The sequence below is a fragment of the Aquisalinus flavus genome (assembly GCF_014640095.1).
Taxonomy (GTDB): Bacteria; Pseudomonadota; Alphaproteobacteria; order Caulobacterales; family Parvularculaceae; genus Aquisalinus; species Aquisalinus flavus.
Genome location: NZ_BMGH01000001.1, coordinates 1493919 through 1517940, shown reverse-complemented (window position 1 = coordinate 1517940; position 24022 = coordinate 1493919). Strand labels below are relative to the sequence as shown.

Below are 24022 nucleotides of genomic sequence, written 5' to 3'. Positions count from 1 at the left end.
ATTCATGACCAAAGACGAGCTTTTAGAACTCAAGGAACACCTCGAAGCCCAGCTAGGCGACGCGATCATGAGCGCCGAGATCGCGTTTGGCGAGCTGGCGATCACCACCAGTACGTCAACCGTCATCCCTGTTCTTAAATTCCTGCGTGACGACCAGCTGTGCCAGTTCCTGCAGCTGATTGACCTGTGCGGTGTTGACTATCCCGAACGCACCAAGCGCTTCGACGTCGTCTATCATCTGCTCAGCCTGCATGCGAACCAGCGTATCCGCGTCAAGGTCGCTGTCGGCGAGGACCAGACGATCCCGACCTCCATCGACGTCTTTCCGTGTGCCAACTGGTTCGAACGAGAGGCGTTCGACATGTATGGCATCCAGTTCGAGGGCCATCCGGACATGCGCCGTATCCTCACCGATTACGGTTTCGAGGGCTATCCGCTGCGCAAGGATTTTCCGCTGACCGGCCATTACGAAGTGCGCTATGACGATGAACTGTCGCGCGTCGTCTACGAGCCGGTGCAGTTGACGCAGGAATACCGCAATTTCGATTATCTCTCCCCGTGGGAAGGCGCCGAATATGTGCTGCCTGGCGATGAAAAGGCGGAGTAGTGGGTGGCGAATGGTGGGTAGTGAATTGTGAATGGTGAAAAGGCAATCACTGACTATCGCGATCTGGATGTCTGGAAATATGCCATGGATTTGAGCGTAGAGATTTACAGGATTACATCAGCTTATCCGCGTGAAGAACAATTTGGGCTTGTCTCGCAGATGCGTCGCAGCAGCGTTTCAATTCCTTCCAATATCGCAGAGGGATTTGGGCGAGAGACCACTCAGGCTTTTATTCAGTTTTTGCGCATTTCCCAAGGATCCCTGAAAGAACTTGAGACACAAATCCTTTTGTCGCGAAGGTTGGAGTTTATAAAGGAGCAGGAGGCTGGACACTTGCTTGGTCAATCAACCCGCATCGGCAAAATGCTCAATGGCCTTATCCGCAAACTGATTGGCAGGAAAGATCGCTAGCCATGCACTATTCACCAATCACCAATCACCAATCACTTACCGCTGGAGGCGCCACCCATGGCTGACGGAACCAAAGTCGTAACCGTTGAAGACTCCGCCTCCGACAAGGCTGGCGAGCGCAACTTCACCATCAATTTCGGCCCACAGCACCCGGCCGCGCACGGCGTGCTGCGGCTCGTGCTGGAGCTGGATGGCGAGGTTGTCGAACGCGTCGATCCGCATATCGGCCTTCTGCACCGGGGCACGGAAAAGCTGATCGAGTACAAGACCTATTTGCAGGCGATCCCGTATTTCGACCGGCTGGATTATGTCGCGCCGATGAACCAGGAGCATGCCTTCTGCCTCGCAGCGGAGCGCCTTCTGGGCATCGAGGTGCCGCGCCGGGGCAAGATCATCCGGGTCATCTATTCGGAGATCGGCCGTCTTCTGTCGCACCTGTTGAACGTGACGACCCAGGCCATGGATGTCGGCGCGCTGACGCCGCCGCTCTGGGGCTTCGAGGAGCGCGAGAAGCTGATGGTGTTCTATGAGCGCGCATCCGGCAGCCGCATGCACGCAGCCTATTTCCGCATTGGCGGCGTTCACCAGGACCTGCCGCAAAAGTTGATCGACGATATCGATGTCTGGTGCGACCATTTCCCGAAGGTGCTCGACGAGATCGAACAGCTGATCACCAATAACCGCATTTTCAAGCAGCGCAATGTCGATATCGGCGTCGTGACCAAGGAAGAGGCGTTCGACTGGGGCTTTTCCGGCGTCATGCTGCGCGGCTCGGGCGTTGCTTGGGACCTGCGCAAGTCGCAGCCCTACGAGATCTATGACGAGCTGGAGTTCGACATTCCGCTCGGCAAGAATGGTGATTGCTATGACCGCTATCTGTGCCGCATCGAGGAGATGCTGCAATCGGTCAAGATCATCAAGCAGTGCATCAAGCTGCTTGAGCCGGGCCCGGTCATGAGCGAGGACGGCAAGATCGCACCGCCGCGCCGTGGCGAGATGAAGGGCTCGATGGAAGCGCTGATCCATCACTTCAAGCTGTATACGGAAGGCCCGCATATTCCGGCGGGTGAGGTGTATGCCTGCGTCGAGGCCCCGAAGGGGGAGTTCGGCGTCTATCTGGTCTCCGACGGCACCAACAAGCCCTATCGCTGCAAGATCCGGGCGCCGGGCTATGCCCATTTGCAGGCGATGGACTGGATGAACCGCGGCCACATGCTGGCCGATGTTTCGGCGATCATCGGTACACTGGATATCGTCTTCGGCGAAATCGACCGATAGGCGCGTGGAACAGCTGCCGCCAGAGATGATGCTGCTGGCGCAGGGCGTGACCGCTGTGCTGTGGGCGATCATCGTGTTTGCCCTGTCATTCGTCTGGTTCAGGCCGGAGCACCGTGGCGGCAAGCCATGGCTGACCCATCTCGGCGCGCTGATTTTCGGCTTTCTGTTCGGCGGGTTCATCGGCCTCGTCATGGTGCCGCTCGGGCAGGCGGTGACCGAGGGGCGGATCGAGATGTATTCAACCGATTACCTGAAATGGTATCTGCCGGCGCTGGTCGTTCTGATCCTGATGCTGCGTACGGACGTAACCGTGCGCCTGCCGCTATTGGGCGCGCCGATCCGCGCCTATCGCTCGGCCCTGTTGCGCCGCCAGATCGCGCAGGCGCAAAAGCGGCTCGCGAAAATGGAAGGCATGGGCGCAGGGCGGGGACAACAGGATTGATGCAAGGGTATCTTTCCTTGCTTTCAAGGCTTTCATTCTCGTCTCAGCATCTGGTCGATACGTGCTGGGCTCGCCGAAACGAGGGAAGTTCTATGGAAATACCGTTTTTGTTTCAGTTACTAGCGTTCATAATATCCGTCGGCCTCGCTGTATTGATTTTTGTCACGATTGAACGAAACGCCACCTTGGCAGAATTTCTGGGTGGTTTTGTCATATGGGCCAGCGGGGCGGGATTCTTCTGGTTCTGGATTTGGTTTTGCCAGCCTAGTCTTGATATCAGGCTAGGAAATGAGTGGGCGCCTGTTTTGGTGACATTGCCCATGCTGTTGATACCCATGACGCGATCTTTGAAGCTATGCAGTGTTCCCGTTGTTGGCGGTTGGGTTCGGCAGTATCGGATCGCCATGCTAGAGCGCTCAATCCGGCAGGAGGAGAGAGCTCTCGAAAACAAGCGAAAAGCCTTACAGGATCTTTCTGAAATGGCGTGAGCTGTTGCCGCAGCAGGGTTTCCATCTTCTCAAAATATGCTAGTTCCTGTCGCTGAACGATCTTAGCACCAGTGCGCGACTATCATTGAAAGAGACGATCCATGGCATCCCGTAAACCTGCGACCAACCAGCCGGCTTCCTTCCAGTGGAGCGAGGAGAATGCGAACTGGTGCGAGACGCAGGTCGCCAAGTTTCCCGCCGGGCGTCAGGCCTCTGCGGTGATCCCGATGCTCTGGCGTGCCCAGAAGCAGGAAGGCTGGATATCGATCCCGGCAATGGAGACGATCGCGAAGCAGCTGGATATGCCCTATATCCGCGTCTATGAGGTCGCGACTTTCTATACGATGTTCAATCTCGCGCCAGTCGGCGAGTTCTTCGTCCAGCTTTGCGGCACGACCCCGTGCATGCTGCGTGGCGCGGAAGAGCTGAAAGAGGTCTGCCGCGAGAAGATCGGCCCGGAAATGGCGATCAATGGCAGGCTGTCCTGGCTCGAGGTCGAATGCCTCGGCGCCTGCTGCAACGCCCCGATGGCGCAGATCAACGATTACTACTACGAGGACCTGACGCCGGATAATTTCGGTGCGATCCTCGACAAGCTGCAGGCAGGCGAGCATGTCGAGCCGGGCACGCAGAACCCGAACCGTCATACCTCCGATCCGGAAGGCGAGAACACGACGCTGAAGGATGAGAGCCTTTATGATGGCTCGATGGCCAAACCCATCGACAAGCTGCCGAACTCGGAGCCGGCGAAGGCAGAGTAAGAAGCCTATAGCGACCCGCATTGATGGCCATCACCTATCTATTACTAAAGATTTAGTCGTAAATTGCCGCCAACGGTGATGCACTCCCTCAAAAGATACGAGGGAATTAGTAGATGGTCAAGGTCAACGTCTCTGCCACAGTTTTCGCCGCGATCGCGGTGCTGTCCGTTGGCGCCGCGGCAGCCCAGGAGGAAGCGTCTGAGCGGGACCCGGGCAGAGCCGGCTCGCCATTTGCCTATACCGAAGACGGCAAACAGGTTTTTCTGACGGGGTATTTTGAGCGCTTCGCTCCCCAGACCGCGACGGATATGCTGCGCAATGTACCAGGCTTTCAGATCCGCGAGGGCGATGAACGGCGCGGGTTTGGGCAGGGTGGCTATAATGTCCTGATCAATGGTGCACGTGTTTCCGGCAAGTCGAATAATCCGATTTCCATCCTGAGCCAGACTTCGGCAGAGGCAGTCGTCCGTATCGAGATCGTCGATGGCGCGACGCTGGGCATCTCCGGCCTGTCCGGGCAGGTCGCCAATGTTATCCTCGACCAGGAAAAGACGACAGGCAATTGGGAATACCGTCCGCAGTTCCGCAAGGGACTGGCGTCGCGGCTTCTGAACGGGTCTGTATCTGTCAGTGGCAAGAGCAACGATGTGACGTACACGCTCGGCCTCGCCAACAACTCGTTCCGCAACGGGGCGTGGGGAGATGAATTCGTCACCAATGCCGCGAGCGAGCGGCTCGAGCGGCGCTATGAGGAGGTTGAGCCCAAGGGCGAGGAGCCGGAGTTGACCGTGACCCTCGGCCACAAGAGCGCTGCGGGCAATGAAGCCAATTTCAACATGAAGCTCGGCCTGTTCGATTTCGAGAGTTCCGTCTTTTCCGAGAATTACCCGCTGATGCCCGCGGGGCCGCTGGAACTGCGCCGGTTCACCGAAGCCGAGGATGCTTGGAATTCCGAATTCGGCGCGGATTATGCCTTAGATTTCCTCGGTGGCAGGCTGAAGCTGATCGGGTTCAATTATCGCGAAAACAGCGAATACTGGCAGTCCGTTGCCAGCCATGAAGGTGATATCTATCTCGGCGGCGACCGCTATGAGCAGGAAACCTATGAGGGTGAATCGATCCTGCGCGGCGAGCAAAGCTGGGACTATGGCGAGGGCCGGTCCTTCGAACTGGCCGGGGAGATAGCCTATAATTTCGTCGATAATGAAGCCGCGCTCTACATGGTAGCCGAGGATGGCAGCCGCATGGAAATCGACTTCGGCGGCGCCGACAGCAAGGTCGAGGAGCGCCGCGGCGAAGTCTCGGCGACCTATAATTTCCCGCTTGGCGAGAAGCTGGCGCTGCAGAGTTCTCTGGCGGTGGAATATTCCGAGCTCGAACAATCGGGCGAGCTTGCCAACAAGCGCACCTTCACCCGGCCGAAGGGGTTTGTCTCGGCCACATACCACCTGGGCGAAAAAACCGAATTGCGCGGGCGCGTGGAGCGCGAGGTCGGCCAGCTCGATTTCTTCGCCTTTACCAGCTCGATCAACCTGGAGACCGAGAACGGGCAGGTCGGCAATACCGAGCTGGTGCCGCAACAGTCGTGGATTTATGAAGCCGCAATCGAGCGGACCTTCGATGATGAGAGCAAGGTTACACTGAGCATCATTCATGAGGAGATCGAGGATATCGTCCAGCAGGTCCCGATCGGCGATGGCGACGGCCCGGGCAATGTGCCGTCTGCCACCTCGACACGCCTGCAGCTGAACGGCACGCAGATGCTGACCAATTACGGTGTAAAGGGCGGCGAGATCACCTATGATTTGCGGGTGCGCGATTCAGAGATTGCCGACCCCTTCACGGGCGCCATCAGGCGGTTGAACGATCAGACGAAATGGTTCTACCGGTTCGAATACCGCCATGATATTCCGGATACGGATTATGCCTATGGCGCGTCCATCGAGGATTTCGAGCTGTCGCCCGTCTATCGCCGGTCCCAGATCAGTCAGTTCAGCCAGTCCAAGCCGACCGTGGAGATCTATGCCGAGCACAAGGATTTCTTCGGAGCGACCGCGCAGGTCTATGTCTTCAATATCCTCAACTACACCGAGGATTTTACCCGTGATCTCTATGCCGGGTCGCGGGCCGATTCCGCATTCCTGGTCCGGGAGGCGCGGGAATGGGCGTTCAACCCGATTGTCGGCGTGAACCTTTCCGGCACATTCTAGTCCCATTGTGTTTCCAAATGCAGCGGCTTCGGATAGCGTTCGCAAAAGTGGAGAACGGGATGGAAACGATCAAAATTCGTCGATTTGTGAGCCGCGCCATGGCGCTGGCGGTTCTGGCTTTTTCGGTGCCTGCAATGGGGCAGCAGATGACCGGCAAGCGCATCGCGCTGACCTATGACGACGCGCCGATGGGAGACCGGCAAATGGGCGGCGAGGACCGCGCCGCCCTGCTGGTCGATGGTCTGGCTCAAGCGGGGGTGGAGCAGGCGGCCTTTTTCGTCACGACTGACGGCATTGATTCCCCCACGCGCCTTGCCCGAATCCAGAACTATGCTGCCGCAGGCCATGTCATCGCCAACCACAGCCATTCCCATCCCTGGCTGCGCGAGGTGACGGCGCAGGACTATCTCGCCGATATCGATATGGCGGAAGCGATGCTTGCCGTGTTCGAGAACCGCCGCGCCTGGTTCCGCTATCCGTTCCTGAACGAGGCCCCCGATCTTGAGAAGCGCGATGGCGTGCGCGAGGGGCTGGCACAGCGCGGGCTGGCTAACGGCTACGTCACCGTCGATACCTATGACTGGTATCTCGACGGGCTGTATCAGACGGCGCTCGGTGACGGCGAGGCTGTGTGCGAGGCAAATCTCGGCCGTCTTTATACGGACATGATCGTCGATGCGGCCAATTTCTATGACGAGGCGGCGCGCGACTATCTCGGCCGCCCGGTCGCGCACACGCTGCTGCTGCACGAAAATGATATCGCTGCCATGTTCATCACCGATCTGGTCGCTGCACTGGAGGCCGATGGCTGGCAGATCATCACCGCCGATGAGGCCTATGAAGATCCGATTGCTGCGATACAGCCCGACACGCAGTTTCTCGGCATGGGCAGGGTCGCAGCCCTGGCGAGCCTGGCCGGCAAGCCGGGCCCGGAATTCACCTTCCTGGCGGTAGAGGAAGCGGCGATCGATGAGGCCTTCTTCGAGACCTATGACGTGGTGGGGGCGTGCAGCGAATAGCTGTTATTCTGTGGCGATCGGTCCCGACCTGCATTGGCAATGGCAGTGGCCGCTGACAGGGACTAGCCTGGTGTTATCAGAAAGAGGTCCTCACCATGGTCACCCGCCCGCCAACGACACAAGAGATCGAAGCCTATGCCGCGACGTTCCGGGATTTCCCCAAGCCGACCTCTGCGCAATTGCTGGGGTTCGAGCCGGTAGAGATCGACGTGCCCGGCCAGCGCATCGTCATCGACTTCGTGGCGACGGACAGGATGCTCAATCCGGCGGGCAAGGTGCAGGGCGGCATCCTGACGGCAATGATGGACGACACGATGGGGCCTCTGGCGCACATCATGAGTGCCGGGAAAATGCTGCCGTCGACGACGGACATCCACACCCAGTTCTTCCGCCCCTGTGAAGTCGGGCGCTATCGCTGCGAGGCGCGGGTGACCCGCATGGGCAGGACAATGTGCTATACCAGCGCAGATCTCTTCAATGACAGGGGCCAGAAGGTGGCGAGCACGATTCAGACGGCAGTGATGCTGCCATTCGCGCCAGACCGGGAGAAATAGGCCGCGCAAACTGACGCGGGTCGCCACTTGACCGTTGATCTGACGGCAAAATCTGGCCTATGAGAGCCTGACCAATACGCATTCAGACACGGGACGCCCCATGCTTCAGGACAAGGACCGCATCTTCACCAATCTTTACGGCCTGCAGGATTACCGCCTCGAGGCGGCGAAACAGCGCGGCGCGTGGAATGCGACGGCGGAGATGCTGCAGATGGGTCCGGAATGGATCATCCAGCAGATCAAGGATTCCGGCCTGCGGGGGCGCGGCGGCGCCGGCTTCCCGACCGGGCTGAAATGGTCGTTCATGCCCAAGGAAGTGCGCGACCGGCCGCATTATCTCATCGTCAATGCCGACGAATCCGAGCCCGGCACCTGCAAGGATCGTGAGATCATGCGGCACGATCCGCATCTGTTCATCGAGGGCTGCCTGATCGCCTCTTTCGCGATGAAGGCCAATGTCTGCTATATCTATATCCGCGGCGAATATATCTTCGAGCGCGAGCAACTGCAGCGCGCCATCGACGAGGCCTATGCGGCCAAGCTGATCGGCCCGGGCAATATCCATGGCTGGGATTTCGATCTCTATCTCGCCCATGGTGCGGGCGCCTATATTTGTGGCGAGGAAACGGCGTTGCTCGAAAGCCTCGAGGGCAAGAAGGGACAGCCGCGGCTGAAGCCGCCATTCCCGGCCGGTGCCGGCCTCTATGGCTGCCCGAGCACAGTCAATAATGTGGAATCCATCGCCGTGGTCGGCACGATCCTGCGCCGCGGCGCAGGCTGGTTCAAATCGTTCGGCCGTGACAACAATGCCGGCACCAAGCTGTTCTGCATCTCCGGCCATGTGAACAAGCCGTGCAATGTCGAAGAGGAAATGTCGATCCCGCTTCGGACACTGATCGACCGCCATTGCGGCGGCGTGCGCGGCGGCTGGGACAATCTGAAGGCCGTCATCCCCGGCGGCTCGTCGGTGCGCTGCCTGCCCAAGGATATCTGCGACGACGTGCTGATGGATTTCGATGCCCTGCGCGAACACAAATCCGGCCTCGGCACCGCCGCGGTCATCGTCATGGACAAGTCGACCGACATGGTCCGGGCCATTGCCCGCATCGCCTATTTCTACAAGCATGAAAGCTGCGGCCAGTGCACGCCGTGCCGCGAGGGCACAGGCTGGATGTGGCGCGTGCTGACCCGCATGGCCGAAGGCGATGCGGAGATGTGGGAGATCGACAAGCTGCTCGACGTTGCCGGCCAGATCGAGGGCCACACCATCTGCGCCCTCGGCGATGCCGCCGCCTGGCCGATCCAGGGGCTGATCCAGCACTTCCGCCACGAGATCGAGGACAAGATCACCAACTATCGCGCGGGCAAGCCGCACGTTCAGGTGGCGGCAGCGGAGTAATCCGTGGACCACGCTTTAACCGATCTTCTCTTCAAGGACGCCGTGACCTGGTCGCTGTTCTTCTGGCTCCTCAACTGGGGCTGGGCGGTGACGGTGATCTCGACCGGTGTTGCGATATGGTATGCCCGCAAGCCCCATGTCGGCTGGGGCAGGGGCTGGCAATTTATCGCGTGGAGCCTGTTGCCGATCTTCGGCTGGTTCCTGTTTGCCGTTCTGGGCGCGCTTTATTTTGAGCAGCCCGCCACGCCGCTCGGGCAGTGGCTGCTCATCTCGCTATTCATCCTGTGCGTCTTTTCCGGCCTGTTCTATTCCGCCGGATATTTTACCCTCCGTGCCCTGAAGGCGCGCCCCGGCTCCTGACGACCTCACTCCTGAAGCCGCCAGACACGCCGAACCCCGCCGCCTGGAACGCAGGGGCGGGGCAGCTACCGTTGGCTATACGGGGGAGAGAGACTAGCCAGCCGGCAGCAACACGGTGTCGATGACGTGAATAACGCCATTGGACTGCTTGACATCGGCGATGGTCACGGTCGCGACATTGCCATTTTCGTCCGTGATCGTCACATTGCCACCGTCAAGCGCGGCGGTGAGTGTGCAGGTGCCAAGCGTGTCGATTTCGGCGCTGCCGCCGCCAGCTTCGATCAGGCCGATAACAGCCTCGGCCATGACCGTGCCGGAAACGACGTGGCAGGTCAGAACGCCCTGAAGCGTTGCAAGATTTTCATCCATCAGCAGCGTTTCGACCGTGCCTTCGGGCAGCTTGGCAAAAGCATCGTCGGTCGGTGCGAAGACGGTGAACGGGCCTTCGCCGGACAAGGTTTCCGCCAGGCCGGCCTCGGTAACGGCCGTGACAAGCGTTTGGTGGTCGGCCGAGTTCACGGCATTCTCGACGATGGTCTTGCTGGCGTACATCTTGGCACCGCCAACCATCGGGTTGTCGCTCATTTTCTTGTCGCCATGATGATCGGCATAGGCCGCCGTGGCGAAAGCCGCCGTTGAAATAGTGACGGCCGCGAGAGTGGACAGACGTTTGAACATGGGTAGTCTCCTTCCGTTGTTGCGATCTCTTACCTAGGGGGAAACGAAGTGTGGGCGAGGAAAGATGAGCGCCTCACGCATTTCTCACGGGGTGGTGATCGAAAGTATTCAATCAGTATGCGGTATGGGCCGATTTGTGCGGCAGAATGACGCGAGGGATTTCGTGAGCGGGACAGGACAGGACTTTTCGATCAGGCAGGCCAGGCCGGAGGATGCCGATACTCTCGCGGCACTCGGCGCACGTACATTCGACGAGACTTTCGGCCATCTGTATGCCGCCGAAAACCTGGAGAGCTTCCAGCGGGAAAACCACGACCGGCAGGTTTATGACCGGCTGCTGACAAGCGATGACTGTCATGTGCTGATTGCCGAGGCGCCGGATGGGACAATGGCGGCCTACGCCGTCGCCGGGCCGTGCGGCCTGCCGGTCGACGAGCCGGGACCGAACGATATCGAGATCAAGCGGCTCTATGTCGACCGGCCATTCCAGAATTCAGGGCTCGGCCGCGCCCTGCTGGAGCCATTGCTGGAATGGTGCGAGGCCCGTGAGCCGTCAGGGCTTTATCTCAGCGTCTATGCCCACAATCATGGTGCGCAGCGGCTTTACCGGCGCTATGGCTTTGACAAGGTAAAGGAGTACGAGTTTCTCGTCGGGGAGCATCGCGACCCTGAATTCATTTTCAGGAAGCAATAGGAGGGATGATCATGCGCAAGGCAGGAGTGGTGTGGGGGATATTTATGGCGGGTATCGCTGGCGTCTTCGGATGCTCCGAGCCACAGGATGAGGCCGGGCTATCAAGACCTGTCGTGGAAGAGCCGGCAGAGACCGGGATGCCTGTTACGGACCTGACCGGCGCGATCGAGCCGCTTCCGATCTTTGGCGACTGGGTCAGCAATCACTACCGGGAGAGAACCGCTATGTTTTCACAGCGCGAAGTAGAGCCGGGTGGCATCGCCATGGTCGGCGATTCGATCACCGAGGAGGGCGACTGGTCTCAACTGATGCCGGGCGGCAATGCCGTCAATTTCGGCATCAGCGGCGACACCAGCGCCGGCGTTCTGCAGCGGCTGGGCCAGATAAAAGAGGTGCAGCCTTCTACCGTCCTGTTGATGATCGGCACCAACGATCTCGGCAACCACGATATTCCGGTGCAGGAGATCGGTGACAATGTCGAGGCAGTCCTGGAGGAGCTGATGACCTTCATGGATAGTGACGACATCTATGTGCAGTCCGTGCTGCCGCGCGACCCCAGCTTCACCGCCCGCGTCCGCGCGCTCAACGAACGCCTGATGCACGAGGCGTATATGCGTGGCACGTGGTTCGTCTTCTTGGACGACGCTTTCTGGGATGAAAGCTGGACACAGCTCGACCCGTCGGTCACCGACGATGGATTGCACCTGAATGCTGCAGGCTATGCGCGCTGGGTTGACTTCCTGCAGCCTTATCTCGACATGTTTCCGGTCGTGCCGGGGACCGACATCGCCATCCCGGCCCATTATCCACCCGGCGGCAAGACCCATTATGCCCGCCGTGCCGCTGAGTTCGAGGCGCGGGACGTCTCGCCGGGCCGTATCGCTTTCGTCGGCGATTCGATCACCGAAGGCGGCGACTGGGCCTTGATGTTCCCTGAACTGGAAACCGTGAATTTCGGGATTGGCTGGGATCAGACCAGCGGGCTGCTCAACCGCATGGAGCAGATCGAACGCGCCACGCCGTCCCGTGTCGTGCTGATGATCGGTACCAACGATATCGGCAATGGTCGCCCGGTCGCCGACGCGGCGGCGAACAACCATCAGGCGATCCGCAGGTTCAAGGGGTTCGTGACGGCAGAGAACATCCTGCTGCAGAGCGTGCCGCCGCGCGGCGCCGAGCTCAATGCCGAAGTGCTGGAGATGAATGCAAGGCTCGAGCGGATCGCCGCAGAGGAGGGAGTCGACTGGCTGAATATATACGAACCGTTCGTCGTCGAGGATCGCCTCGACCCGGCGGTGACCGAGGACAGCCTGCATTTTACTGCGGCTGGTTACGACCGATGGCAGGGGCTTCTTGAGCCATGGCTGGCCCGATAGGAGGGCTGATTCCAGTCCGGAAACCCTGCTGCGACATTCGCGGCGTGGCCGTCAAAAAATTGACCCAGATCAAATTCTTGGCGTGAATACGGAGGATTGTTCGCATGCAATAAATCTCGAAAAGGAGAGTTTTATGTTTCGTATGCTGACAATATCTGTTGCCGCGGTTTCTGTCGCTACGGTGGCATCCCTTTCGGTAGCCAATGCAGAGCAGGGCGACTGGCTCGTGCGTGCACGCGTGATCGGCGTCATGCCGTCGGAGGATGCCGGAGCCGTGGAACCGGCTTTCCCGGGTGGTTCGGTCTCCGTCGAGGATGCATGGGTGCCTGAGCTGGACTTTACATATTTTGTCACTGACCGGCTGGGGCTCGAGCTGATTCTTGCGACCAGTCCGCATGATATTACTGGCGAGGGCGATCTGTCTGCGCTCGGGACTGTCGCAGACACCATGGCCCTGCCGCCAACGCTGACGCTGCAATATCATTTCAACCCGGCCGGCAAGCTGCGGCCCTATGCAGGCGTTGGGCTCAACTACACGACGTTCTACAGCGAGGATGCCTCGTCATCTCTTGAGGATGCGATCGGGGCAACCAGCATTTCGCTTGACGACAGTTTCGGCCTTGCCGTGCAGGCTGGTGTCGATCTCGATCTCAACGAGACCTGGTTTCTGAATGCCGACGTCAAATACATCGATATCGATACCACCGCTGACCTCAATACCGGTGGCGCGATCAATTCTGTCGATGTCGACCTCGATCCGGTTGTCGCCGGTATCGGCATCGGTCGCCGCTTCTAGCAAAGTCCCGGAATGGCCAGCCCTCCCTCGTTACCTCACACGGCCGTTCCTCAAGCCGCCTCTCCGCAACAGAGGCGGCTTTTTTGTCATATGAATTGAAAATTGACCGAAATCAAAACCATCGCGTGTGTCCCTGTCATATAGCGAAAGTTGCCTCGGCAATGGGGCGGCTCTGATATCTCTCCCCCCTAAACCAGACCGCTTCCGACCGCCGGATGAATCCATCCGGCGGTCGTTTTTGTGCAGGGAGCGGCCTTGCGGCAAAAGCGCGCCCGATACCCACTGGAAATGCCGGGCGTTCTTGTCTAAGACGGCCTGAACATTCAAGGAATCACATCGCAGGACGGATGCTGGCATGAGCGATACACGCACCATCAAGGTCAATGGCAAGGAAATCGACGTCGATCCGGCGCTGACGCTGCTGCAGGCATGCGAGATGGCAGGCGAGGAAATTCCACGCTTCTGTTATCACGAGCGCCTGTCCGTTGCAGGGAACTGCCGCATGTGCCTGATCGAGGTGGCCGGCGGGCCGCCCAAGCCGGTGGCGTCGTGCGCCCAGAACGTCAAGGACCTGCGCCCCGGCCCCGATGGCGCGCCGCCTGAGCTGTTCACAAACACGCCGATGGTGAAAAAGGCCCGCGAAGGGGTGATGGAATTCCTGCTCATCAACCACCCGCTCGACTGCCCTATCTGTGACCAGGGCGGCGAGTGCGACCTGCAGGACCAGGCCGTCGCCTATGGCCGTGACGATTCCCGCTTTGCCGAGAACAAGCGTGCCGTCGAAGAGAAATATATGGGCCCGCTGATCAAGACGATCATGACCCGCTGTATCCAGTGCACACGCTGCGTGCGTTTTGCGACCGAGATTGCCGGCGTCGATGACCTTGGCCTCGTAAACCGCGGGGAAAACGCGGAAATCACCACCTACCTTGAGAAGGCGGTTGAAAGCGAACTGACCGGCAATCTGATCGATGTCTGCCCGGTCGGCGCCCTGACCTCCAAGCCTTACGCCTTTACCGCGCGGCCGTGGGAGCTGCGCAAGACCGAGACCATCGACGTGATGGATGCCGTCGGCTCCAACATCCGGGTCGATTCGCGTGGCCGCGAAGTCATGCGCATCCTGCCACGCCTGCATGCTGAGGTGAACGAGGAGTGGATCGCCGACAAGTCCCGCTTCATCTGGGACGGGCTGAAGAACCAGCGCCTCGACCGGCCCTATGTGCGCGTCGACGGCAAGCTGAAGCCGGCGAGCTGGGAAGAAGCATTCAAGGTCGCCGCCGACAGGATCAACGCCAGCGACCCGTCAAAGGTGGCGGCGCTGGCCGGGGACCTCGTCTCCGTCGAGGCGGTGAAGGCCCTGAAGGACCTGATGGGCCTGATCGGCACGCCCCACACAGACTGCCGCCAGGACGGCGCCCATATTGGCGTGAACGCTGACGGCTCCCGCGCCGAGCGCTCATCCTATCTGTTCAACTCAACCATTGCCGGGCTGGAGCAAGCCGACGCGATCCTGATCATTGGTGCCAATCCGCGCTGGGAAGCGCCGATGGTCAATGCCCGCATCCGCAAGAAATGGCTGAACGACCTGTCGGTGAACATTGCTGTCATCGGCGAGGCGCTCGACCTGACGTATGACTACACCCATCTCGGCGCCGGCCCGGACAGCCTCGACAATCTCGGCGATTTCGCGGACACGCTGAAAAAGGCTGAACGCCCGGCGATCATCGTCGGCATGGGCGTCCTGACCCGCGCTGACGCCCCGGCGCTGCTGGCGAAAATCGCCAAGCTGGCCGGTGACGCCGGCGTCGTAACCGAGGGCTGGAACGGCTATAATGTCCTGCACACGGCTGCAGCCCGCGTCGGCGCGCTCGATCTCGGCTTCTTGCCCGGCGATGGCGGCAAGTCGACGGCGGAGATCCTTGCCGGAGCCGAGAGCGGCGAGATTAAGGTGGTTTACAATCTCGGGGCCGATGAACTCGATACGGCCAAGCTGAAAAACGCCTTTGTCATCTATCAGGGCCACCACGGCGATGCCGGTGCGCATACAGCGGACGTCATCTTCCCGTCTGCGGCCTATACCGAGCAGAATGGCATGTATGTGAACATGGAAGGCCGGGTCCAATTGGCTAACCGCGCCTATTTCCCCTTCGGCGACGCCCGCGAGGACTGGGCAATCCTGCGCGCCTTCTCCGAGCGTCTCGGCAAGGTTCTGCCCTATGACGACCTGTTCGCCCTGCGCCAGGCGGTCATTGCCGATGCGCCGGTGCTTGCCGGTATCGATGCCGCGGTTGAGCCGGTGGCGGTCGACCTGTCCGTGCTCGGGGCTGATGGCTCGGTCGACAGCGCCCCGTTCCTGTCGCCTGTAGCGGATTACTTCCAGACGAATCCGATCGCGCGCGCTTCCAAGACCATGGCGGAATGCTCGGCGACCGTCGTCCGCAAACCGCTTCTTGCCGCAGAGTAGGCGACGAAGTCCATAGCGGTAGGCGCAACCAGCCTGCCGGAAAGGCAGCCCATGCCAGAACGCATCTTGACAGCAGGACCGGCAGCATGGATCGCGCAGGTGATCCTGTGTGTCCTGCTGATCGTGCTTGCTGTCTTCTGTCTCTCGGCGGGGGCGGGGTTTTGGCTGACCTTCCTGTTCTTTCTCGCCGGCATCCTCGGTTTGTGGATCGCCTTCAGGGTCGCGACCGGCGGTGCGTGCCTGATCCTGGACGAGGCAGGGTTCACCAAGAAGACCGTGTTCACGTCGCACCGGGTGGATTGGGTCGGCGTCAGCGCCTTTGCGGTCGCCGAGACCTGGCCGAAAGTCGCAGGCTTCGCCAAGAAGGTCGTCGCGTTCCGCCGCCTCGACGCGGAAGAGCCGGATATGTTTTCGGCGATCACGGACCCGTTCAATCCGGCCAAGGGATTCGGTCACAATTATGATATGGAACCCGACCACCTCGCCGATTTGCTCAATGATTACCGCGCCGCCGCGCTGAAGGCTTCAATGCAAGGCGAAGAGGGCCAAAAAACCTCAGAAATTTCGCCGCAGGGGGATTACTAATGCTTCACGAATTGAAACGGGCAGGCTAGAAGGCGCTCCATGGAAAACGGCTTTTTTGATTTCTTTGTGAACCGGGACTGGTCCGTCTGGTGGTCAGGCGCGCTGACGACCTTCCTGCAGATCACCTTCATGGTCGTTGTGCTGCTCGTCGGCATTGCGTTCCTGCTGCTGTTCGACCGCAAGGTGTGGGCCGCCGTACAGATGCGCAAGGGGCCGAATGTTGTCGGTCCCTTCGGCCTGTTGCAGTCCTTCGCCGACCTGATGAAATTCGTGCTCAAGGAAATCGTCATCCCCGCCGGGGCCGACAAGATCGTCTTCATCCTCGCGCCTTTCATCACGGTCGTGCTCGCCCTCATCGGCTGGGCGGTTGTGCCGGTCGGACCGGGGCTCGTCGTCTCCGACATCAATGTCGGTATTCTCTATCTCTTCGCGGTCTCGTCGCTCGGCGTGTATGGCATCATCATGGGCGGCTGGGCCTCGAACTCGAAATATCCGTTTCTCGGCTCGCTACGCTCCGCCGCGCAGATGGTTTCCTACGAGGTCTCGCTCGGCTTCATCATCATTTCCGTGCTGCTGCTGGTCGGCTCGATGAACCTCTCCGACATCGTCAATTCACAGGATCGCGGCCTCGGTATTCTCAACTGGCATTTCATTCCGCTGTTCCCGCTATTCGTGATGTTCTTCATCTCGGCGCTGGCGGAGACGAACCGCCCCCCGTTCGACCTGCCGGAAGCCGAATCAGAACTCGTCGCCGGATACCAGGTCGAATATTCCTCGACACCCTATCTGCTGTTCATGCTCGGCGAATATGTGAACATCGTCCTGATGTGCGCGATGACGACGATCCTGTTCCTTGGCGGCTGGCATTCACCGATCGACCTGCCGATCCTGAATGCACCGGCCCTCGGCATTGTCTGGTTCGTGCTGAAGGTCGTGTTCATCTTCTTCATGTTCGCCATGGTGAAGGCGATCGTACCACGCTACCGCTATGACCAACTCATGCGGATCGGCTGGAAACTGTTCCTGCCAACATCCATCGCTTACCTCGTCGCCGTCGCCGGCCTCCTGATCGCGTTTCCGGGCCTTGCCGACTGGTTCCACTCCTGGAGGGCTGCATAATGTCCCGTATCGCCCAAGCCATGCGCGGCGCGCTGCTGCTCGATTTCATCAGCGCCTTCTGGCTGGCCCTGAAATATTACATGCGTCCGAAATTCACGGTGAACTATCCGTTCGAAAAGGGGCCATTGTCCCCGCGCTTCCGCGGTGAGCACGCCCTGCGCCGCTATCCGAACGGCGAAGAGCGCTGCATCGCGTGCAAGCTGTGCGAGGCCGTGTGCCCGGCGCAGGCGATCACGATCGAGGCCGAGCCGCGCGAGGATGGCTCGCGCCGCACGACCAAATACGACATCGACATGACCAAGTGCATTTATTGCGGCTTCTGTCAGGAAGCCTGTCCGGTCGATGCCATTGTCGAGGGACCTAATTTCGAATACGCGACCGAAACACGTGAAGAGCTTTTCTATGACAAGGCGCGCCTGCTTGAGAATGGCGACCGGTGGGAACGGGAAATCGCGAAAAATCTGGAACTGGATGCGCCTTATCGCTAGAAGGGCGCGAATCTGGCCCTTAAGCGGCCATCGTAACTCCCGGCCCGCACACTCGCTGCGGGCCTTGTGCCAAACATCCGGCCGTCATTGCTGATGGCGCCATAACAAAAGACGACAACGCTAAACGATTATTGGGGCGTTTTTAGATCATGACATTTGCCGGTATTGCATTCTGGGCCTTCGCGATTTCGACCGTCACCTTCGGGCTGATGGTCATCCTCGCGCGCAACCCTGTCCACTCGGTCCTGTGCCTGATTACGACCTTCATCTCGGTCGCGGGTCTGTTCGTCCTGATGGGGGCTGAGTATCTCGCCTTCCTGTTGATCATCGTCTATGTCGGCGCTGTCGCGGTGCTGTTCCTGTTCGTCGTGATGATGCTCGACGTCGATTTCGCCGAGTTGAAGTCCGGCTTTGCCGACTATCTGCCCTATGGCGTGATCGTTGGCGTGGTCCTGCTGGTCAATATCGGTCTTGTGGTCGCCGCCTGGCAATTGCCCACCGAGGACCAGCGCACGCAGCCCTATCTGACCGGCGCGGAGATGACCGCCAACCCGGAAGGGCCGAATAACGCCGAAGCGCTCGGCATGGTGCTCTACACAGACTACATTCATTACTTCCAGATCGCCGGCATGGTGCTGCTGGTCGCCATGATCGGCGCGATCATCCTGACCTTCCGCGAACGCAAGGGTATCAAGAAGCAGAATGCCGGCGATCAGGTCGCCCGCAAGCGTGAGGATGCCGTGGAAGTTGTCAGCGTACAGACCGGGAAGGGGATCTGATCATGATCGGACTGGGCCATTATCTGACCGTTGCCGCCATCCTGTTCGCCATCGGCGCGTGCGGCATTTTCATCAACCGCAAGAATGTCATCATCATCCTGATGTCGATCGAACTGATGCTGCTCGCTGTCAACATCAACCTCGTTGCGTTTTCCCAGTTCCTGGGCGATCTCGTCGGCCAGGTATTCGCCTTCATGGTGCTGACCGTGGCCGCTGCCGAAGCAGCGATCGGCCTTGCCATTCTCGTCACCTTCTTCCGCAATCGTGGGGACATTGCGGTCGATGACGCCAACCTGATGAAGAACTAGGGGACCCGATGGAACCGCTTGTTGTCTTGCTGCCCCTGTTCGGTGCACTTCTGGCCATGCCTGTCGGCCGGATGCTGAGCGCCCGCGCGGCGGAGTTGACCACCATTGCCTGCATGCTGTTTGCCTGTCTCCTGTCGTGGATCCTGTTCTTCGATGTTGCCATCGGTCACAACGCCCGCACGGTGCAGGTCTTTACCTGGATCAGCTCCGGCAATTTTATCGCCGACTGGGCGGTCAAGCTCGACACCATGTCGGCGATCATGCTGGTCGTGATCACCTCTGTCTCGAGCCTCGTGCACATCTATTCCGTCGGGTATATGCATGATGACGCGTCACGGCCGCGCTTCTTTGCCTATCTGTCGCTGTTCACCTTCGCCATGCTGACGCTGGTGACGGCGGACAACTTCATCCAGCTGTTCTTCGGCTGGGAAGGGGTTGGGCTCGCCTCCTACCTGCTGATCGGCTTCTACCATCACAAGAAATCCGCCAATGACGCGGCGATCAAGGCGTTCGTCGTCAACCGTGTTGGCGATTTCGGTTTCGCGCTGGGGATCATGGCGATCTTCTTCGTCTTCGGTTCGGTCGGTTTCGAGGAAGTCTTCCAGGCCGTGCGCACCGATGCTGTCGTTACGCCGTTCAATGCCGTTGACGGTGCGCCAATCAGCGAGTTGACGGTGGGTTTTCTCGGTCTCGAGTTGCACGCGCTGACCTTGATCGGCATCCTTCTTTTCATCGGCGCCATGGGTAAGTCCGCGCAATTCCTCCTGCACACCTGGCTGCCGGACGCGATGGAGGGCCCGACACCGGTCTCCGCGCTGATCCACGCCGCGACCATGGTCACCGCCGGGGTATTCCTTGTCTGCCGTTGCTCTATCATCTATGAAAATGCGCCTGATGCAGCGACGCTCGTGACCTTTATCGGCGCGACCACGGCCTTCTTCGCCGCGACGGTCGGACTGCTTCAGGACGATATCAAGAAGGTCATCGCCTATTCGACCTGTTCGCAGCTCGGCTACATGTTCTTTGCCGCAGGCGTCGGTGCCTACGGCGCGGCCATGTTCCACCTGTTCACCCACGCCTTCTTCAAGGCCCTGCTGTTCCTCGGTGCAGGCTCCGTGATCCATGCGGTGCACCATGAGCAGGACATGAAGAAGATGGGCGGTGTGCGTCATATCCTGCCGTTTACCTATGCGATGATGATCGTCGGCACGATCGCCATCACCGGCGTCGGCTTCCCGTTCCTTTATGATATTTTCCACATCCCGGTTGGCACGGCGGGCTTTGCCTCCAAGGACGCAATCATCGAGGCGGCTTACGCCGCTGGCACTGAGGGCCGGGCAGGGGCTTACTTTGCCTTCGCCATGGGTCTGATCGCGGCTGTCTTCACGTCCTTCTATTCATGGCGCCTGATCTTCCTGACATTCCATGGAAAGTCGCGCGCCCCGGATCATGTCATGAAGCATCCGCATTTCCCGCCGAACTGGATGCTGCTGCCACTCGTCGTGCTCGCCTTCGGCGCGCTGTTCGCGGGCATGTTCGGCTACAAGTCCTTTGTCGGCGACAACGCTGCCGAATTCTGGGGCAACTCGATCTACATCGCCGGTGATGCCCATGCCGGGGGCGAGAGCCACGCCGTCGAGGCCTATGCTGCCGGGGTAACACCCCCCGTGGAAGGCGATCGTGCCGAAACGCCGGCTATCGCTTCGGCGGAAGATCCCGCTGGTGCTGCCCATGACGAGGCGGAGGAACACACCGACAGCTATGGCGAAGCAGGTGAGGGGCATTACTTCCCGCTCTGGGTCCTCTACGCGCCGCTCCTCGCGATGATTATCGGGTTCGGGTCGGCCTATACCCATTATATGCGCGGCAACAACCCGCTGCGCCCGGGCTTGCTGCGCGAGGGCGGCATCCTCTACGGCTTCCTCAAGAACAAGTGGTATTTCGATGAAGTCTATCGCTTCCTGTTCCTCAACCCGTCGCGCCGTCTCGGTCGCATTCTCTGGAAGGTCGGGGACGGACGGATTATCGACGGGCTTGGGCCTGACGGCCTGTCCGGCCTTGCGGGTATCGGCTCGCGCCTGATCGTGCGCTTGCAGTCCGGCTACATCTATCACTATGCCTTTGCGATGCTCGTCGGCATCGGCGTCATCCTTCTGATCGTGCGGCTGGGAGGGGCACAATGACCGAAAGTTTCATCGACCAGCCCTGGCTGTCTTTCACCACGTTCCTGCCGATCTTCGGCGCCCTGCTGATCGTCCTGCGGCGTCTGCTGTCGCGCGGGGACGAGACCGCGCTCGTCGACAATGCCGCCCGCTGGGTCGCGCTGCTGACGACCGTCGTCACCTTTATCGTGTCGCTGGTCGTCTATGTTTTCTATGACCCGTCGCTGCAAGGCTTCCAGCTGGTCGAGGAAATGGACTGGCTCGGCTCCGGCATCAGCTACAAGATGGGCGTCGATGGCGCGTCGATCCTGTTCGTGCTGCTGACGACCTTCATCATGCCGATCTGTATCCTGGCATCGTGGAATTCCGTCACCAAGCGTGTCGCTGATTACATGATCGCTTTCCTGGTGCTGGAAACGCTGATGATCGGCGTGTTCTGCGCCCTCGATCTGGTCCTGTTCTACGTGTTCTTCGAAGCCTCGCTGATACCGATGTTCCTGATCATCGGCATCTGGGGCTCGGAAGGCGAGCGCACCTTCATGGGCGCGATCGTGAAGAACCGCATCTATGCGACGTTCAAGTTCTTCCTCTACACTCTGCTCGGCTCGCTACTGATGCTGATCGCACTCGTTTGGATGTATATGGAAGCCGGGACGACCGATGTCGTCGCGCTGCAGACCTATGACTTCCCCGTCGGCGCCCAGAACTGGCTCTGGCTTGCATTCTTTGCCTCCTTCGCCGTGAAGATGCCGATGTGGCCGGTTCATACCTGGCTGCCTGACGCACACGTACAGGCCCCGACGGCGGGCTCGGTCGTGCTCGCCGCGATCCTGCTGAAGATGGGCGGCTACGGCTTCGTGCGATTCTCCCTGCCGATGTTCCCGCTCGCCAGCGATTTCTTCGCGCCCTTCGTCTTCACGCTGTCGGCGATCGCCATCGTCTACACCTCGCTTGTTGCCTTCGCGCAGGAAGACATGAAGAAGCTGATCGCCTATTCATCGGTCGCGCATATGGGCTTCGTCACCATGGGCCTGTTCACGGCGACCGAGCAGGGCATCGAAGGCGCGCTGTTCCAGATGCTGTCTCATGGCTTCATTTCCGGCGCGCTCTTCCTGTGTGTCGGCGTCGTCTATGACCGCCTGCACACGCGTCAGATCGCGGCCTATGGCGGCCTAGTGAAGCACATGAAGTGGTATTCCTTCTTCTTCCTGTTCTTCACCATGGGCAATGTCGGGCTGCCGGGTGTCTCCGGTTTTGTCGGCGAGATGCTCACTCTGGTCGGCGCCTACAAGGTCTCCACCTGGACGGCAGCCGTTGCGACGCTGGGCCTGATCTTTTCGGCGGCCTACGGTCTCAGGCTCTATCGAGAGGTGGTCTTCGGCACGGTACATAATGAACAGGTGCTGACGATGCCTGATCTCGGCAAGCGCGAATGGGGTATGCTGGCCGTGCTCGCCATCATGGCCCTGTGGCTCGGCGTCAACCCGAGCCCGACACTCGAAGTATTCAGCCCGGCCGTTGATTCCGTGCTCGGACGATATGATGCCGCTCTCGCGGCAGCAGGACGCTAGGAAACAGACATGACGGACCTCTCGATCTGGGACAATATCAGCTTCGCCTTTCCGGAGATCTTCCTGGCCATCGCCGCGATGGTCCTGCTTCTGACCGGCGTTTTCCTGAACGGGAAATATGTTCGGGAGATCGGCTATGGCGCCGTGGCCGTGCTGGTGATCGCCCTGTTCCTCGTCAATTTCGGCACGGCCAGCCAGGACGCGGTGCTCTTCAATGGTGCCTTCGTGACGGACGGTTTTGGCCAGTTCTCCAAGTCGGTCATCTATATCGCCGCGATTTTCGCCATCATCCTGTCGGACCGGTTCATGGACCGCGAACGGCTGGCCCGGTTCGAATATCCGGTGCTGATCCTGTTATCTGTGCTCGGTATGTCGCTGATGGTGGCATCGACCGATTTGATCTCTGTCTATATGGGCATCGAGCTGCAGTCGCTCTCCCTCTATATCCTCGCGACCTTCAATCGCGACTCGCGCCGCTCGACCGAAGCGGGTCTGAAATATTTCGTGCTCGGCGCGCTGTCCTCCGGCCTCATGCTCTACGGCATGTCGCTGATCTATGGCTTTACCGGCGCGACGACGTTCGAGGCGATCGCAATTGCCGCCGATGACGCCAACCGCATCGGGCTCGTGTTCGGGATGGTGTTCCTCATCTCCGGCCTTGCCTTCAAGGTCTCTGCCGCACCGTTCCACATGTGGACGCCGGACGTGTATGAGGGCTCGCCGACGCCGGTAACGGCTTTCTTCGCCGCGGCCCCGAAATTCGCCGGAATGGCGATCTTCGCCCGCGTCCTCGTCGAGGCATTTCCGGCAGCCACCGGTGCCTTGTCCGACTGGCAGCAGGTCATCGTGCTCGTCTCGATCCTGTCGATGGTGGTCGGTGCCTTTTCGGCCATCGCCCAGAAGAACATCAAGCGCCTGATGGCTTATTCCTCGATCGGTCACATGGGGTATGCCCTGATGGGCCTCGCGGCCGGCACGAGCCAGGGTGTTTCCTCGGTGTTGATCTACATGACGATCTACGTGATCATGACGATCGGTACCTTTGCCTGCATCCTGATGATGCGGCGGCCGGAGGGCATGGCCGAGAATATTTCCGACCTGTCGGGCCTCGCCCAGACGCGCCCGGGCATGGCGATCATGTTCTCCGCGCTGATGTTCTCGCTTGCTGGTATTCCGATTTTCCTCGGCTTCTTCGCCAAGCTCTATGTCTTCATGGCGGCGGTCAATGCCGGGCTGTTCGTGCTCGTCGTCATCGGTGCCCTGACCAGCGTCATCGCGACATACTACTATCTGCGTGTGGTGAAGATCATCTGGATGGACGAACCGGCACCGGAATTCGAGCGTGACGAGGGCGCTGGCGTCAAGGGCGTCGCGATCCTGTCGACGGTTCTCATTGTTGCCGGTATTGCCGTCATCATGCCGTTCCTGAACGTCGCTGCCGACGCCGCGGCCGCGACCCTGTTCTAGGGCGCC

General features: G+C 59.9%; 24 protein-coding genes. 23 read left to right on the top strand and 1 reads right to left on the bottom strand.

The window, feature by feature from the left end; all coding sequences use genetic code 11:
* The first annotated feature begins 4 nt into the window (after nucleotides 1-4).
* From IEV88_RS07040 to IEV88_RS06990, 11 genes are all read left to right on the top strand, one after another.
* Complete coding sequence (locus IEV88_RS07040) at nucleotides 5-607, top strand: NADH-quinone oxidoreductase subunit C (RefSeq protein WP_188159116.1); 603 nt, start codon at nucleotides 5-7, stop codon at nucleotides 605-607.
* 27 nt (nucleotides 608-634) lie between these two features.
* Nucleotides 635-1018, top strand: coding sequence for a four helix bundle protein (locus IEV88_RS07035; protein ID WP_206711260.1), 384 nt, complete (start codon nucleotides 635-637; stop codon nucleotides 1016-1018).
* Between the two features lie 57 nt (nucleotides 1019-1075).
* Nucleotides 1076-2296: an NADH-quinone oxidoreductase subunit D gene (locus tag IEV88_RS07030; protein WP_188159117.1), complete on the top strand. Its 1221-nt coding sequence runs from the start codon at nucleotides 1076-1078 to the stop codon at nucleotides 2294-2296.
* Between the two features lie 4 nt (nucleotides 2297-2300).
* A complete protein-coding gene (locus IEV88_RS07025; protein WP_188159118.1) occupies nucleotides 2301-2738 on the top strand; it encodes a hypothetical protein in 438 nt (145 codons plus the stop codon).
* Between the two features lie 92 nt (nucleotides 2739-2830).
* Nucleotides 2831-3226 carry a hypothetical protein gene (locus IEV88_RS07020; protein WP_188159119.1) on the top strand — a complete coding sequence of 132 codons (396 nt, stop codon included), beginning with the start codon at nucleotides 2831-2833 and terminating at the stop codon, nucleotides 3224-3226.
* A gap of 101 nt (nucleotides 3227-3327) precedes the next feature.
* Nucleotides 3328-3987: an NADH-quinone oxidoreductase subunit NuoE gene (nuoE, locus tag IEV88_RS07015; protein ID WP_188159120.1), complete on the top strand. Its 660-nt coding sequence runs from the start codon at nucleotides 3328-3330 to the stop codon at nucleotides 3985-3987.
* Nucleotides 3988-4100: 113 nt separating this feature from the next.
* Nucleotides 4101-6197, top strand: a complete 2097-nt coding sequence (locus IEV88_RS07010) for a TonB-dependent receptor plug domain-containing protein (protein ID WP_188159121.1) — start codon at nucleotides 4101-4103, stop codon at nucleotides 6195-6197.
* 59 nt (nucleotides 6198-6256) lie between these two features.
* The gene (locus IEV88_RS07005) at nucleotides 6257-7216 is read left to right on the top strand and encodes a polysaccharide deacetylase family protein (protein ID WP_188159122.1); all 960 of its coding nucleotides are present in this window, start codon (nucleotides 6257-6259) and stop codon (nucleotides 7214-7216) included.
* A gap of 95 nt (nucleotides 7217-7311) precedes the next feature.
* Nucleotides 7312-7770 (top strand): PaaI family thioesterase, encoded by a 459-nt coding sequence (locus IEV88_RS07000; RefSeq protein ID WP_188159123.1) that lies wholly within the window; start codon nucleotides 7312-7314, stop codon nucleotides 7768-7770.
* A gap of 100 nt (nucleotides 7771-7870) precedes the next feature.
* Nucleotides 7871-9169 (top strand): NADH-quinone oxidoreductase subunit NuoF, encoded by a 1299-nt coding sequence (gene nuoF / locus IEV88_RS06995; RefSeq protein WP_188159124.1) that lies wholly within the window; start codon nucleotides 7871-7873, stop codon nucleotides 9167-9169.
* Nucleotides 9170-9172: 3 nt separating this feature from the next.
* A complete protein-coding gene (locus IEV88_RS06990; protein ID WP_188159125.1) occupies nucleotides 9173-9529 on the top strand; it encodes a hypothetical protein in 357 nt (118 codons plus the stop codon).
* A gap of 93 nt (nucleotides 9530-9622) precedes the next feature.
* Here the strand turns inward: IEV88_RS06990 and IEV88_RS06985 are convergent, their stop codons facing one another.
* Entirely contained in the window at nucleotides 9623-10207 is a 585-nt protein-coding gene (locus tag IEV88_RS06985; RefSeq protein WP_188159126.1) for a fasciclin domain-containing protein, read from the bottom strand.
* Between the two features lie 163 nt (nucleotides 10208-10370).
* On the opposite strand from IEV88_RS06985, the gene IEV88_RS06980 reads away from it, so the two are divergent.
* The 12 genes from IEV88_RS06980 (at nucleotide 10371) to nuoN (ending at nucleotide 24016) form a co-directional block, all read left to right on the top strand.
* A complete protein-coding gene (locus IEV88_RS06980; protein ID WP_188159127.1) occupies nucleotides 10371-10901 on the top strand; it encodes a GNAT family N-acetyltransferase in 531 nt (176 codons plus the stop codon).
* Nucleotides 10902-10945: 44 nt separating this feature from the next.
* Complete coding sequence (locus IEV88_RS06975; protein ID WP_188159128.1) at nucleotides 10946-12277, top strand: GDSL-type esterase/lipase family protein; 1332 nt, start codon at nucleotides 10946-10948, stop codon at nucleotides 12275-12277.
* A gap of 142 nt (nucleotides 12278-12419) precedes the next feature.
* Nucleotides 12420-13073, top strand: coding sequence for an OmpW/AlkL family protein (locus IEV88_RS06970; RefSeq protein ID WP_206711261.1), 654 nt, complete (start codon nucleotides 12420-12422; stop codon nucleotides 13071-13073).
* 355 nt (nucleotides 13074-13428) lie between these two features.
* Nucleotides 13429-15537 carry an NADH-quinone oxidoreductase subunit NuoG gene (gene nuoG / locus IEV88_RS06965; protein WP_188159130.1) on the top strand — a complete coding sequence of 703 codons (2109 nt, stop codon included), beginning with the start codon at nucleotides 13429-13431 and terminating at the stop codon, nucleotides 15535-15537.
* Nucleotides 15538-15588: 51 nt separating this feature from the next.
* Entirely contained in the window at nucleotides 15589-16122 is a 534-nt protein-coding gene (locus tag IEV88_RS06960; protein ID WP_188159131.1) for a CD20-like domain-containing protein, read from the top strand.
* Between the two features lie 39 nt (nucleotides 16123-16161).
* Nucleotides 16162-17241, top strand: a complete 1080-nt coding sequence (gene nuoH, locus IEV88_RS06955) for an NADH-quinone oxidoreductase subunit NuoH (protein ID WP_188159132.1) — start codon at nucleotides 16162-16164, stop codon at nucleotides 17239-17241.
* A complete protein-coding gene (nuoI, locus tag IEV88_RS06950) occupies nucleotides 17241-17729 on the top strand; it encodes an NADH-quinone oxidoreductase subunit NuoI (RefSeq protein WP_188159133.1) in 489 nt (162 codons plus the stop codon). The genes nuoH and nuoI overlap by 1 nt, the downstream gene beginning before the upstream one ends.
* A 149-nt stretch (nucleotides 17730-17878) precedes the next feature.
* Complete coding sequence (locus IEV88_RS06945) at nucleotides 17879-18508, top strand: NADH-quinone oxidoreductase subunit J (protein WP_188159134.1); 630 nt, start codon at nucleotides 17879-17881, stop codon at nucleotides 18506-18508.
* 2 nt (nucleotides 18509-18510) lie between these two features.
* Nucleotides 18511-18816: an NADH-quinone oxidoreductase subunit NuoK gene (nuoK, locus tag IEV88_RS06940; protein ID WP_155138092.1), complete on the top strand. Its 306-nt coding sequence runs from the start codon at nucleotides 18511-18513 to the stop codon at nucleotides 18814-18816.
* Between the two features lie 8 nt (nucleotides 18817-18824).
* Nucleotides 18825-20999, top strand: coding sequence for an NADH-quinone oxidoreductase subunit L (gene nuoL / locus IEV88_RS06935; RefSeq protein WP_188159135.1), 2175 nt, complete (start codon nucleotides 18825-18827; stop codon nucleotides 20997-20999).
* A complete protein-coding gene (locus tag IEV88_RS06930; RefSeq protein ID WP_188159136.1) occupies nucleotides 20996-22549 on the top strand; it encodes an NADH-quinone oxidoreductase subunit M in 1554 nt (517 codons plus the stop codon). The genes nuoL and IEV88_RS06930 overlap by 4 nt, the downstream gene beginning before the upstream one ends.
* 9 nt (nucleotides 22550-22558) lie before the next feature.
* Nucleotides 22559-24016: an NADH-quinone oxidoreductase subunit NuoN gene (gene nuoN, locus IEV88_RS06925; RefSeq protein WP_188159137.1), complete on the top strand. Its 1458-nt coding sequence runs from the start codon at nucleotides 22559-22561 to the stop codon at nucleotides 24014-24016.
* Nucleotides 24017-24022: the final 6 nt, after the last annotated feature.